Raw genomic sequence first — 13823 nt, 5'->3', positions numbered from 1 at the left:
GTAAGGGGATTACGGTCGTCTGCTGCTAAAGATTATTGAATCTTTGGAAAATAAGCCCTATAATAGTGCAGTATGAACGACGAAACACCGAAACTGAAAGCGTTAGCCCGCCTCACCGCCCTTTTTTCGACTAACTATGCCCAATACAAGAGCAGCGGCTACGATGAATCCAACGCCCGTACCGACTTTATTGACAAGTTCTTTGAGATGCTTGATTGGGATGTGCGGAACGAACAGGGGTTTTCTGAAAATTATCGTGAAGTCATACGGGAAGACAAGGTAAAAATTGACGGCCAGCAAAAGGCCCCTGACTATTGTTTCAGAATAGGTGGGATGCGGAAATTCTTCGTAGAAGCCAAAAAGCCCGGAGTCAATATCAAAGACAACCCCGAACCCGCGTTTCAAATACGGCGCTATGCCTATACCGCCAAACTGCCCCTCTCAATACTTACCGATTTTGACGAATTCGCTGTTTATGATACCCGTATTAAACCAGATAAAAGCGACAAAGCAAGTGTAGCGCGGATTTTTTACTGTACCTTCCAAGAGTATGAGCAGCAGTTTGACTTTATCTGCAATACCTTTTCAAAAAATGCCATCTTGAAAGGCAGTTTTGATCGGTATGTCGAAGAAAATAAAAACAAGAAAGGTACCACGCCGATAGATGAAGACCTGTTGTTTTTTGTTGAAGATTGGCGCATAGAATTAGCCAAAAACATTGCATTGCGGAATCCTGATATTTCAATTTATAACCTCAATACGGTTGTTCAGAAAACAATTGACAGGATATTATTTTTGCGGATAGCCGAATCCAAAGGAATTGAGGACGCTGATTTGCTTAAAACGGTGTCGCAAAGCATAAACGTATATGAACATCTAAACCAGCTTTTTATCAGGGCAAATATCAAATACAATTCAGGGTTATTCAAGCCGGAAAGTTGGATAGAACAAGTTAGAATTGACAATAAGATTTTGTCAAATATCATCGTCAATCTGTATTATCCCGATTGCCCCTATGAATTCGCAGTACTGCCGGTGGAAATCCTCGGAAATATTTACGAAAAGTTTTTGGGCAAAACCATACGATTCAAGGGTGTAAAAGGCGGCCATTCCGCCGTCATTGAAGAAAAACCGGAAGTACGGAAAGCGGGCGGTGTTTATTATACACCGCAGTACATCGTTGATTATATTGTGCAAAATACGGTTGGGATGCTTATAAAAGATAAGACGCCGGATGAAATCGCCGCCCTGCGGTTTGTTGACCCTGCCTGTGGTTCGGGGTCGTTTTTGGTAGGTGCATATCAGTATTTGCTTAACTATCATCTTGACTATTACACGAACGGAAAAAACAAAAAGGCTGCTATCAAAAAAGAAAAGATATATGAGGCAGCGCATGATGCTTACAAGCTGACCATTGCAGAAAAACAGCAGATTTTACAGAACAATATTTACGGTGTGGATATCGACAGTCAGGCGGTGGAAGTTACAAAGCTTTCGCTCTATCTCAAGCTGCTGGAAAACGAAGGCAACGAAGCCAGCGGACAACTGTTCAGGTTTTCCGACATGGCGCTGCTGCCTTCGCTCGAAAATAATATCAAGTGCGGCAATAGCTTAATCAGCACTGATTTTTATGCTCAGGGCGATCTGGGTTTGAGCGACGAAGAGCAGTTTAAAGTGAATTGCTTTGACTGGGATAAAGAGTTTGCGGGGGTGTTCAAGGCTGGTGGGTTTGATGCGGTGATTGGGAATCCGCCGTACACATATTTGATTTCTGATGAAATTCAGCGTTATTTTCAGTGGATGTATAAATATCAGGATTATCAGAAAGATTTGTATTTGATATTTCTGGAAAAGTATTCAAAACTGTTGAAACAAAGCGGCACATTTGGCGTTATTGTTTCAAACACATGGCTTTTATCGGTAACATATCGAAAAATACGGCAGTATTTGACTTTAAGTTACCGCTGGCGTAAAATTCTGTATTTGCCTGAAAAGGTTTTTAGTGAAGCGGTTGTTGATACGCATGTTTTAATATTTGACTATAATGTGCCAAAAGAAAATGATTATTTTGATGTCGAAGTCTGTAGAAATAAAGCAGTAACGCAAATGCATACCGTACAATTTTCGGATATACCAAAAGACGGTTCGCCTATAAATGTTACCGTGAATCCCAAGGGACGTATTCTTTTTAACAAAATTATTCAACAATGCCGCCCGTTAAGCGACTACTGTAATATTTATAATGGTGTGAAACCCTTTGAAAAAGGGAAGGGGAAACCGCCACAATCAGATCGTGTGATGAAAGAAAAGCCCTATGTGTTGGAAGGGGAAAGAACCGGAAAAGAATGGTCTCCACTTTTGCGAGGAAGTTTAATCCATCGGTATACTAATAGATGGAACAGTGATTATTGGATACAATATGGTGAATGGCTGGCGGCTCCACGAGATCCTGCTATTTTCACTGCTTTACAAAAAATTGTTGTCAGACAAACCGGTGATTCATTGATTGCAACGGTTATAGGGCCTGGTGTTATTTGCCGTGATAACCTACATATTATTATCAATAATTCTGATTTGAGCCTATTGTTTTATTTAGCATTGGTAAATTCAAAATTACTTAACTTTATTTACGAAATAATCAATCCCGAAAAAGGCGAAGCGTTAGCACAGGTTAAGAAATCACATGTCGAGCAGCTCCCCATCCCCGTCATTAATCTTTCAAAAAAAAGCGATAAAACCGCCCACGACAATTTTGTCGCACTTGTAGACAAAATGCTTGAGTTAAAACTTCAGGAACATGCAGAGCCGAACCCAAAGGCAAAGACGATGATTCAGAGGCAGATTGGAGCGGTGGATGGGCAAATTAACGAGGCGGTATATCGGTTGTATGGGCTGACGGAGGAGGAGATTGGGGTGGTGGAAGGATGACAAAACGGCAGCATTATGTATGGAGAAATTATTTAAAGCCATGGACGGAAAGCGATAAAATATGGTGTTTACGCAATAGGACTCAAGTGTTTAAAACTGATTTAATGAATATTGCTCAAGAAAAATATTTCTACGAGGCAGTGCCATTAAATCGGGCGGAATTTGAATTCATTGCAAAATTTATTAATTCCTTAGACAAAACAGCACATGCACTAATGTGGAGCAATTTCGATAACTATAACTTTTGTGCCAATTCATCGGAAGAATTATTAAGGAAAGAAGGTCTCGAAGATTACCATTCTCTTATTGAGGCTTTAGGAATACCAATAATAAAAAAAATTTATAAACATGATTTAAGCTTTTTTGATAATGAGAAAGAGAAAAATGATTTTAGTGCTTTTATTGGTTTTCAATATAGTAGAACCAAAAAAATGAGAGAAAATATAAAAAAGCTATTTACTTTTCAGAATTTTACACGGCTTGTTTCTCCGGAAATAAGACCTGATATACTTGCGAATGTTCTTAATTTTCTCTTCTCCGATATAATCGGTAATTGGGTGTCATCAAATGCAAAAATCCTGCTTATAATTAATCAATCCAATTCTGATTTTATTACTGGAGATCAACCGGTAATAAATTTAAAGGCGACATCATTAGAATCAGGAATCCCTACAACTTCAACAGAAATTTACTATCCATTTTCGCCGAAGTTGGCGATATTGCTATCAGAAACATTTACAGCAACAGAATTAATAATCAAAGATGGTGATAATATTCATTATTATAATAATTTTATTTGTGACGATAGTGTTTCACAAGTATATGCAGCAAACAGCGATTGTTTAAACGCATATATGAAAAGTGATATAACAAAATGAAATGTGTCAGATACAATTCTTGCTATCGGTTAGATACTGCGACATATCAGGTATATAATTTAAGTGGAAGGAGAAGCAGAGACGTTGGAGGGAGACAATGAGAATATATCTTGAACACTCAACCGAGACCGAACAGGTCGAAGGTTCCCTTCTTGATAATAGTAGTTTTAATCGTCCTTATGATGACCAAACACAGGTAAAAATCCTGTTTGAAACAGAAGCAAAGCTTTTTATTCAGCAGCAAATTGTTTCGAAGAATTATAAACTTGCATGGTCATATGTTTTGGATTATGAAATAGGAAATAGCCCATTTTCTGAACGCAAAGACCGGATAATGCAATGGGAAAATATTGCACGTTTGCATTGCGTTGAGAATGAGGCTATTTTACTTGAGGCAGAGAAGCTACAGAAAATAGGCTTGAAAGTTGTTGATTCACTTCATGTTGCGTGTGCAGATTTTATGCAATGTGATTATGTTTTAACGACCGATAGAAAAATGCTCAATAAACCTATAAAACAGATAACACAAATATCTGTTGTAAATCCAATAGAATTTTTTCAAAGAGAGGTTATTATAAATGACTGATACTTTTTTAATATATTCTTTTAGTTCTTCTATCTTTTCAATTTCAATTAACAATGATGGTACGGATGTTTTTGAAATATTCCAAATCCGTTCTGCCAATATTTCTCCATAATCATGGGCCAGTTTGTTTCTTAATCCTATTATATTTCCCATTGTAAAATATGGATTTTGTAAATTCAGTTATGTCCTGAATACAATCTACAATATCAATTAAATAGGACAGATCATTTTCATTAAGCGGCATATATTATTTCCCGGCTTGATAATATTCTATTCTTCCGGATTGGATTCTTTAGGGATTCTTTTTCCACAATATCAACTTCTCTTTTCAATAATTGAGAAAATTCTTTTTCCAAATCCATTATGTCAAATAAATTTATCCCTGAATTAGTATTAAATGATACAAGAATATCTATATCGCTATCACTGTTAAAATCATCGCGGAGCGACGATCCAAATATTGACAATTCAATTATAAAATATTTCTTGCATATAGCGGCAATATCATTATAATCAAGAGAAATGCCATTTTTTTGCAACTTTTCGATTGTATCCATTGTATATTTCCTGTAATTATTAGTATACCAGTTTTTTATATTTTTTGCAATGGGTTTTTCTCCTATCCCCTCTTAAGCCTCGCCAGAAAAGCCTTAGTGCGTTCCAGCCGAGGGGCGTCGATTAGTTCCGCTGCGGGGCCCTCTTCGATAAACGAGCCGCCATCCATGAAGAGCACCCGGTCCGCCACTTCCCGGGCAAAGGGGATTTCGTGGGTTACGATGACCATGGTCATCATTTCTGAGGCCAGGTCCCGAATGACCTTGAGGATGTCCCCGGTCAGTTCCGGGTCCAGGGCGCTGGTGGGTTCGTCAAAGAAAAGCACCTCCGGGTCCAGGGCCAGGGCCCGGGCTATGGACACCCGCTGCTGCTGGCCGCCGGACAGTTCGCAGGGGTAGCTTTGGGCCTTGTCGGAGAGGCCGGTCTTTTCCAGCAGGATCCGGGCCCGTTCGGCGGCGTCTTCTTTTTTGCGGCCCAGGACGTGGACCTGGGCTTCGGTGATGTTTCGCATTACGGAAAAGTGGGGGAAGAGGTTGAAGTTCTGGAACACTAATCCTACTTTGAGGCAGATCTTCCGCAGTTCTTCTGCATGGGCGTAGACCCCGTCCTTTACCATGTTCATTCCGGTGAGGCTTATGCTGCCTTTGTCTACCAGTTCCAGGTGGGTGACGCAGCGCAGCAGGGTGGACTTCCCGGAACCGGAAGGGCCCAGGATGGCGATCACTTCGCCCTGGTTTACGTTGAAGGAGACGTTTTCTAAAACCTGCAGTTTGCCGAATGATTTTGACAGCCCCTCAACTTTGATAATTTCCATGGGTTCCCTTTTCGCTTTTCTACGAATAATAGGAAAGCTTTTTCTCGTATTTGGCAAAGGCTAGGGATACTACCCAGTTCATAAAAAGGTAGAAGAGGCCCGCCACGAAGATTGGGGTGGTGGAGAACTCCCGGGCCGAGGCGTTCTGGGCGGCGTGGAATAGTTCCGCTACTCCGATGACCTGGGCCAGGGCGGTGTCCTTTACCAGGGTGATAACTTCGTTGCCTGTGGCGGGGAGTATGCGCTTGATCACCTGGGGCATCACTATGCGGGTGAAGGTCTGGAAGCGGGTGAAGCCCAGCACTTTTGATGCCTCGTATTGGCCTTTGGGCATGGACTCGATGCCGCCACGGTAGATTTCCGCGAAGTAGGCGGCGTAGTTCAGCACAAAGGCGATGACCACCGCAGTAAAGCGGTTGTAGGAAAGGATGGACCGCAGGCCCTCCCAGAAGCCCGCTGAGCCCAGGGTTGCAGAAAAAGTTTCGTATAGAAATTTGTAAAAGTACTTTGGGCCGAAGTAGATGAAGATCAGCTGGAGTATCAGAGGGGTGCCGCGCATGATCAGCAGGTACAGGTTAATGATGCTGCGGACAGCCCGGTTTTTCGACATACGGCCAAAGGAGATCGGCAGTGCCAGGGGCAGGGAAAATATCAATGTCAGGAAAAATATTTCCAGGGAGATCCCCGCCCCGGTGAGCATGATGCCGATCAGCCGCAGCATTGCTATTTACCGATAATGGAAATGTCTGAGCCGAACCATTTGGCGGTTATCTTCGCCACGGTTCCGTCCTTTGCCATGGCTTCCAGGGTTTCCCAGACTTTGTTCGACAGGGCATGGTCGTTTTTCCGGAAGCCGATGCCGAATTCTTCGGCGCCAAGGGTTTCCTCCAGGATGCGGAAGGATTTGCCGGAACGCTGGATATTGTCATTGGCAACCACCAGGTCGATGATAATGGCATCGGCGCCGCCCACATCCAGGTCCATCAGGGCGGTGAGGTAGTCTTTGTATTCGATAACTTCCTTTAGGCTGGCTTTGAAGGCCGGCGCTTCGTCCAGGGCGTCCACTGAGGAGGAGCCTGCCTGGAGCCCGGCGATTTTTCCTTGCAGGTCAGAGAGGGTGTTTACCGGGGAAGCGGATTTGACTATTACCACCTGGGCGTTTTTTAGGTAGGGGCCGATATAGGTCAGGACCTGTTTCCGCTCCTCGGTGATGGTGAAGCCGTTCCAGATACAGTCGATTTCCCCGGTGGCCAGTTCCTGCTCCTTGGCGTTCCAGTCGATGGGCTGGGTAACCAGGGTCACTCCCAGGCGGGAAGCGACTTCCTTTGCCAGGTCGATGTCGTAGCCTACGATTTGGTTGTTCTCGTCCCGGAAGCCCATGGGCGGGAAGGAATCATCTAGGCCCAGGACAAAGCGCTTCTTGTTCAGGATATTTTCCAATGAAGTATCACCCGCCGGGGCTGCGTCCTTTTTGCCCCCTGCAAATACTGCCCCCGCCGCCATTATCAGGCAGAGCAGGGAAATTCCAATCCTTTTCATTGTTTCCTCCATAATAACAGATTGTTCTACCGGACTTTACCCTATTTCCGGAAAAATGTAAACTAAAGTCTCTATGAAGTATGACATCGTAATTGCGGATCCCGCAAAAAACATCACCGTCTTTGTGCTGGACCAGGTGCAGGACCGGGCGGCAGCGGTGAAGGCCCTGATGGCCGACCCTTCTCTGGCCGCCGAACAGGTAGGCTTTGTCATTCCTCCGCCCGGGGGGAGCGATCGTCCCTGGCGGCTGGAAATGATGGGGGGCGAATTTTGCGGCAATGCGGCCCGCAGCTTCGGCCTCTATGTGGCCCGGAGGACCGGGCTTACGGGAAAACAGCGGGTACTTATTGAGATTTCCGGGGCCGCCGGCCCCCTGGCTGTCCAGGTTGACCCGGGGGCGGGGTTGGCGGAGGTGACCATTCCCGCTCCTGTGGCAGAGGAAACCCTGGAGTTTAACGGGGCAGATTTGCCGATCTATCTTTTTGAAGGGATTACCCATGTTATCGCCCCGGATATTGCACCGGACGAGGATGTTTTTTATACCATCAAGGAACTGGTGGAACGAAAATTCGCCGGACAGAGGCAGAGGGAAAGCGCCCTGGGGGTGCTGTTTTGGGATTCTGCGGCGGCTCTTATGCGGCCTGCGGTGTATGTCTACGGCTCCCGCACCCTGATGTTTGAGTCAAGCTGCGGGTCCGGTACGGCGGCTATGGGCTGCTGGCTGAGCCGGGAAAAACCGGAAGACGATGAGGCGATCCCCATCGTCCAGCCTGGGGGTATCATTGAGGCCAGGGTTATCAGAAAGGGCGGGGCAGTGATCGGTATCTCTATAGGTGGAACAGTAAAACTGTACTACCCCGATTAAGGAATGGTTCAATGCGCTACCGTGCGGAAGTGTTCAGAATGGCAGCGGAACTGTTGCTGTTCTCCCAGGATCAGCAGGCTTATTCCTTCAATAAGAGAAGGCTGGAATCTTATAGGGATAGGGCGCATCACCGGCAGCTTCTTTCGTTTCTGGAAGACATTTCCGGATTGGGTCCTGGAGCCTGGGAGAACTACCGGGAAGAGTACGGGTACATTGTAGAGAATACCAGGGGGTATGACATACCGCTCTGGGAATCGAGTTTCCGGTCCCCCGGTCAGACACTGTTGGATAAGAATACCCTTGCCGTGCAGGAATGTTACGCCGCATGGGGCCTTGAACTAAGGCCCGAACTTCATCAGGTCTGCGACCATATAGGCGTCGAATTTGCCTTCTGCGCCTGCCTTGCGGGTTCCGGTCTCAGGGAAGCAGAGGAATACTGCGGGGAATTTCTTTCCAGGCATACAGTTTTTTTACTTAGGAATATTGTCGAGACCCTGGATTCCCTGGAGAGAGCAGACGGGGAACGGTTTAAGGTAACAGAGCTGTTTCGGGCAATGACGGAATTTCTCAGCGGTATCGGTGTTATTGAGAAGGAATCCGGTATAGGTGTGGAAATTGAAGCGCCTTCCGGAGAACGCATAGCATCACTGCGTTCCTACTCGGATAAATTCGCGGCGCTTTTTTTCAGGGAAGCGGTTAAGAGTCTGCCCTTTCCTGAGCGGCTTATCCCCAGCAGCGGGAACAATAACTGCGGCAGCAGGTGCCGTTTTCTGGCCCGTACCAGGGCGGGGAACATACTGGGCTTCCGCTTTGATTCGGAAAGGACGCCCTTTATAAAGTACTGCATCCGGGGCCACCATTACCATGAAACTTTTCTTTCCCACCGGCGTATCCGCTACCCCATGAAGCGTATTGGTGAACGGGGGGAGGGTAAATTTCGCCGCATAAGCTGGGAGGAGGCGATAGACGCCATTACCGGTGAATGGAAGCGTATCAGGGATGAATACGGCCCCGCTTCCCGCTATGTGATGCCCGGCAGCGGCGCCGAGGGAACCGCCAACCCGGAGAATTTGGCGAAACGGCTCCTTGCCCTGGATGGGGGCTACCTGGGTCATTACAATTTCTACAGTACCGCCTGTACGGCGATCGCTACCCCCTATGTGTACGGCACCAACTTTACCGGCAGCAGCAGCCATTTCCTCGGTTCATCAAAACTGATCATACTCTGGGGTCACAATCCTAAGGAAAGCGGTTTCGGCGCCTATCTGACCGATGATTTGGTGCGGGCTAAGAAACAAGGTATCCCGGTTGTCGCGGTGGACCCCCGGCATAATGAAACAATAAAACTGCTGGATGGTGAGTGGATACCCATCAGGCCCGGTACGGACGGGGCCCTGGCGGATGCCATGGCCTATGTGATACTTTCTGAAAAACTTGAGGACCGGGAGTTTATGGACCGGTACTGCCTGGGCTTTGACGAGGCCCACCTGCCTCCGGGCACGGCAGCCGGAGAAAGTTACGAATCCTACCTATTCGGGAAACAGGACGGCCTTGAAAAGACCCCTGAATGGGCGGAGCGAATCATCGGCATTCCCCAGGCGCTTATCACAGGCCTGGCACGCCGTTATGCCCTGAGCAAGCCTGCGGCGCTGATAGCCGGGTACGGGATGCAACGACACAGTAATGGTGAGCAGGGCGTCCGGGCACTGGCTATGCTGAGCTGCCTGACCGGAAACGTGGGCGTAGAAGGGGGCGGCGCCGTAGGGACCGGGCATATTCCGGGCTTCCATATCCCGTCCTTCCCCCTGCCGGTCAACCCCTGCGGCGTTTCCATCCCATCGTTTTTATGGACGGACGCCGTCAGCCGGGGCCGGGAAATGAGCGCCCGGCAGGACCATATCCGGGGCAGGGATTTCCTGGAGTCGCCCATAAAAATGATACTGAATCTGGCGGGAAACACCCTTATCAACCAGCATTCGGACATCAATGCTACCGTAGAAATACTGCGGGATACTGAAAAATGTGAATTTATTGTGGTGTCCGACCTTTTTTTAACCCCCAGCGCCCGATTCGCCGATATACTTCTGCCCGGTACATCATTCCTGGAAAGCCCGAATATCGCCAGGCCCTGGCGGGAGGGTGATTACCTGCTCTATTGTAACCCCGCAGTAAAGCCGCTTTTTGAAAGCCGCTTTGAGTATGACTGGCTTACGGAAATTGCGGAACGGTTGGGCCTTTACGATGAATTTACCGAAGGCCATACAAGGGCTGAGGGGTGGCTTGAGTCGCTGTACGAAGAGTGCAGAAACTATGAGGAGGAGCTGCCTCCCTTTGCGGAATTTGCAAAAGAGGGCGGGTATTTCTACAAGCAAAAAACAAACTTCATCGCCTTCCGGGAACAGAGAGAGGATTTTGAAAGAAACCCCTTTCCGACGCCTTCGGGAAAGATAGAGATATTCTCAAAGCGGCTCCAGGATTTCCATGATCCGGCGATCCCCGCCCTGCCCCGGTATATACCGGGCTTTGAAGGCCCGGAGGATCACCTGACTGCGGAATACCCCTTCCAGTTGACCGGCTGGCATACCAAAAGGCGGACCCATTCTATCCATGACAATAATATTCTGATGGACCGAGTAGAATCCCCGGCGGTGTATATCAGCCCTGAGGACGCAGAAAAACTGCACATAGAGGATAATGCACTGGTAGAAGTTTGGAACAGCCGGGGAACCATCCGCATCCGCGCCGCTGTCAGGGATGGAATTATGAAGGGTGTGCTGGCCATGTCCCAGGGCGCCTGGTTTACCCCTGCCGCAGATGGGGCGGACATACGGGGGAATATCAACGCCATTACCACCCTGGCCCCTTCGCCCCTGGCTAAAGGAAACCCCCAGCACTCAAACCTGGTGAATATCCGGGGGCTGTAAGACTTGCCAATTATGCCCCTTCTGGTTCATAGTATACATATAGATGAATGAAAAACAGGAAGATGCGCTCTACGATTTTCTCGAAAATAACCGGGACCCTTTCACTCTTGAGGAAGTGACGGGCTTTGTCCGGCTGCTTGCTTTTTACAAGCATGACCATTTGGGGGAGGAGATTGCCTCCTTTATTGATTCCCAGAACATTGCCTTTAAGCTGGGACCGGAACGGTGGGTGTCTCGGCGGGGGTGCTTTGAGCCCCTGCGCTTTGTGATCAGCCCGACCCGGTCGGAACTGCTGAACGGAACCCTGATCCCCGGACACCGCTGCGTACCCTTTGCCAATCCCATGCTGATGCCCCAGGAGTACAGCTTCTTTTATAAGGGGCGGCAGATTCCCTTTACTACCCTGGAGGGGGAGCCTGAGGAATTTTACCCTTATTACACTATTTTCGGGGAGGAGTATGCCCCCCAGTATGTGGCCAGGGATAATCCGAGCAATGAGAGCGCCTTTAACAGCGACCCCTACGAGGACCCGCCGGATGTTTCCATCCAGACCCTGGATATGCGGAACCTGTACCGGGAGCTGTCCTTTGTGCCTGGGGACCGGTTCGTGGTGAAAACCCGGGACTGGAAAGAGGGTTCCTTTGAGCTGGAGCGGGTGGGGAAGGACGAGTGGTCCAAGGTGGATCTCTACGCCTGGCTTGAGGCGGCTGAGGGGGGCTTTGAGGACTCCTTCAACTTTCTGGGGCCTGGGTCGTCCACGGAGGAGCAGATTGCCTATGCCTATTGGTACGGGGGCAAGCGGATGCGGGATGTGCCCGCTTACTCTATGGAGGATTTTCTCTATGAGCAGACGGACCGTATCGAAACCACCCCTTACGGGATAGAGACCCGGTTCTGGTTTGCGGGCCGGGAGATTCCGGATTTGAAGCGCCTGGAAGGGATAATGGACCCCCCGGATCGCAGCCCGGACCCCTTTGAGCTGAACCTGGTAGAGAAAACCCTGAACCGGAACGGGATTCCGGTATCGGAAGATGTGGTGAAGTCCTATATACTGGACGCCCTGTTCCGGCGGGATAAGGATATTTCCGCTCTTCTTGAACGGATTGTGCCCCCTTCGGTAGCCCTGGGCAAAGGGGACCGGGACTCCCTTGAAGAATACCTTGTGGGTATGGTGAAGCATATCGGGCATTACTATTCCCCCTTTAAGGATGCGCCCATAGGGGCCATTCGGCAGCGCATGGGGGAGCTGCATACTGCGGTTATTGATTTGGCGGCCCGGCTCTGCAAGGGCGATCTGGACCCATCCTGGCTGCCCAAGCATACCTTTATCATCCTTTCCCAGATCCAGGGCCATGCTTCCGGGGTTATGGAGGACCTGGATACCGATGAATCCCCCCCTGAGGACGAGCTGGACGCCATGGACAATTCCCTGGACAGCATGATCGAGACCTATGAGGATATGAAGGACCTGATCGAGGATGCCCTGGACAGTTACCGACAGAGCAATATTTCCGAGGTGAAGTTTCCCCCCGCTGGTGGCGCCGAGTGGCGTATCTTCCAAGTAAGCCTGGGAGGTACCGATGTGTGGCGCCGGCTTGCCCTACCGGAAAGTTGTCGGTTGGGGGAACTTCACGCTCTGATCCAGGCCCTGTTCGGCTGGAGCAGCGGCTCCGGGTACCACTATTTTCTGGAAGAGCAGGACCCACCCCCGTCGGTTGAAGAACCGACGCCCCCCTACGGTCCCAGGCGGCATGTTCCGGCAAAGCGGCTGGCATCGGAGCTGACCCTGGGGGAACTGAATCTCCGGGGGGGCAATGCCCTGATCTACGAATACGGGGGCAAGTGGACCGTGAAGATACTGCTCCTTTCCCGGCATGAACCAGGGCCGGGGGAACAGATACGCTGCGTTGCCGGGGCGGAAGCGGCGCCCCCTGAATATATCGACGGGCCCATGCGGTTCCGGCGCTATTTGGCCGCCCTGGAACAGGGGGCGGAGACCGAACGACAGATGGCGCTCCGGGAATTGGGCAAGGACTTTGACAGTGAGGCCTTTGATATCAATAGCTGTAACCGCAGCCTGGCGGCGGTAATAGGAAAAATAGAACTATGATTGAAACTACGGAAGAACCGGGGCTGAGCGCCCTCATAAAGCGGGGGGGGGGCTTTTCCCCGGTGCCGGGGAGCAATCCCCAGGAACTGCTGACCAATCTTATCCGGGGGCTTACCCTTCCCCGGTCGGTGGATGCGCCGACCCTGTTGGAGGCGGTGCTTGAGCGGGAAGCCCTGATGCCAACCGCCATCGGTCACGGCATAGCCCTGCCCCATCCCCGGAACCCCCTGATTTCCGTGCCCGGGGAACAGTTTGTAACCATCGCCTATACCGGGCAGGACCTGGACTGGAACGCCCTGGATGGGAAACCTGTGCATACGGTGATCCTCATGGTTTCCGCCTCCGCAAAACTGCACCTCCATACCCTTTCGCGGATCAACTTTTTCTGCCACCAGGAGTCCTTCCGGGAACTGCTCACGAACCGGGTGTCCCGGGATGATTTTATCCGGGCTATCGAAGAGGCGGAGCAGGGGTGGGGCTGAGGGGCGCCCTTTTAAGTAGCCGTATTTAGTAAGCTGGCTTTTTGCGGTGGTGACTGACACCGTGGACCTTTTTCAAAGATTTTTCCCCAGGGATTAAAGCATTTTGCAGGATCGTGCCCTTATAGGGGGTGCAGGGGGAAGT

General features: G+C 49.3%; 12 protein-coding genes. 7 read left to right on the top strand and 5 right to left on the bottom strand.

Annotated elements, in window-relative coordinates; genetic code table 11:
• The first annotated feature begins 72 nt into the window (after positions 1-72).
• The 3 genes from TREPR_RS14570 to TREPR_RS18675 all read left to right on the top strand — a co-directional run bounded on the left by TREPR_RS14570 (position 73) and on the right by TREPR_RS18675 (position 4392).
• Complete coding sequence (locus TREPR_RS14570) at positions 73-2928, top strand: Eco57I restriction-modification methylase domain-containing protein (RefSeq protein WP_015709110.1); 2856 nt, start codon at positions 73-75, stop codon at positions 2926-2928.
• Positions 2925-3806, top strand: a complete 882-nt coding sequence (locus TREPR_RS14565; protein ID WP_041611232.1) for a DUF4238 domain-containing protein — start codon at positions 2925-2927, stop codon at positions 3804-3806. Before TREPR_RS14570 ends, TREPR_RS14565 begins: the two co-directional genes overlap by 4 nt.
• A gap of 97 nt (positions 3807-3903) precedes the next feature.
• Positions 3904-4392, top strand: a complete 489-nt coding sequence (locus tag TREPR_RS18675; protein ID WP_052299734.1) for a PIN domain-containing protein — start codon at positions 3904-3906, stop codon at positions 4390-4392.
• On the opposite strand, the gene TREPR_RS18260 is transcribed toward TREPR_RS18675, so the two are convergent.
• The 5 genes from TREPR_RS18260 to TREPR_RS14540 form a co-directional block, all read right to left on the bottom strand.
• Entirely contained in the window at positions 4285-4545 is a 261-nt protein-coding gene (locus TREPR_RS18260; RefSeq protein ID WP_148257332.1) for a HepT-like ribonuclease domain-containing protein, read from the bottom strand. The genes TREPR_RS18675 and TREPR_RS18260 overlap by 108 nt on opposite strands.
• An 80-nt stretch (positions 4546-4625) precedes the next feature.
• Positions 4626-4949 carry a nucleotidyltransferase family protein gene (locus tag TREPR_RS14555; RefSeq protein ID WP_015709107.1) on the bottom strand — a complete coding sequence of 108 codons (324 nt, stop codon included), beginning with the start codon at positions 4947-4949 and terminating at the stop codon, positions 4626-4628.
• A gap of 62 nt (positions 4950-5011) precedes the next feature.
• On the bottom strand, positions 5012-5761 hold the full coding sequence (locus tag TREPR_RS14550; RefSeq protein ID WP_015709106.1) for an amino acid ABC transporter ATP-binding protein: 750 nt from the start codon (positions 5759-5761) through the stop codon (positions 5012-5014).
• A 19-nt stretch (positions 5762-5780) separates the two neighbouring features.
• The gene (locus TREPR_RS14545; protein WP_015709105.1) at positions 5781-6482 is read right to left on the bottom strand and encodes an amino acid ABC transporter permease; all 702 of its coding nucleotides are present in this window, start codon (positions 6480-6482) and stop codon (positions 5781-5783) included.
• A gap of 2 nt (positions 6483-6484) precedes the next feature.
• On the bottom strand, positions 6485-7300 hold the full coding sequence (locus TREPR_RS14540; protein WP_041611231.1) for an amino acid ABC transporter substrate-binding protein: 816 nt from the start codon (positions 7298-7300) through the stop codon (positions 6485-6487).
• 73 nt (positions 7301-7373) lie between these two features.
• On the opposite strand from TREPR_RS14540, the gene TREPR_RS14535 reads away from it, so the two are divergent.
• The 4 genes from TREPR_RS14535 to TREPR_RS14520 are packed head-to-tail and all read left to right on the top strand — an operon-like array spanning position 7374 to position 13681.
• Positions 7374-8165: a histidine racemase CntK family protein gene (locus TREPR_RS14535; protein ID WP_015709103.1), complete on the top strand. Its 792-nt coding sequence runs from the start codon at positions 7374-7376 to the stop codon at positions 8163-8165.
• Positions 8166-8176: 11 nt separating this feature from the next.
• A complete protein-coding gene (locus TREPR_RS14530) occupies positions 8177-11089 on the top strand; it encodes a DMSO/selenate family reductase complex A subunit (protein ID WP_015709102.1) in 2913 nt (970 codons plus the stop codon).
• A gap of 43 nt (positions 11090-11132) precedes the next feature.
• Positions 11133-13199: an IS1096 element passenger TnpR family protein gene (locus tag TREPR_RS14525; RefSeq protein WP_015709101.1), complete on the top strand. Its 2067-nt coding sequence runs from the start codon at positions 11133-11135 to the stop codon at positions 13197-13199.
• Positions 13196-13681, top strand: coding sequence for a PTS sugar transporter subunit IIA (locus TREPR_RS14520; RefSeq protein ID WP_015709100.1), 486 nt, complete (start codon positions 13196-13198; stop codon positions 13679-13681). Before TREPR_RS14525 ends, TREPR_RS14520 begins: the two co-directional genes overlap by 4 nt.
• Positions 13682-13823: the final 142 nt, after the last annotated feature.

The sequence above is a fragment of the Treponema primitia ZAS-2 genome, from assembly GCF_000214375.1.
GTDB lineage: Bacteria > Spirochaetota > Spirochaetia > Treponematales > Breznakiellaceae > Termitinema > Termitinema primitia.
Note: the sequence above shows the minus strand (reverse complement) of the source record. Positions and strands in the feature narration are given on the sequence as shown.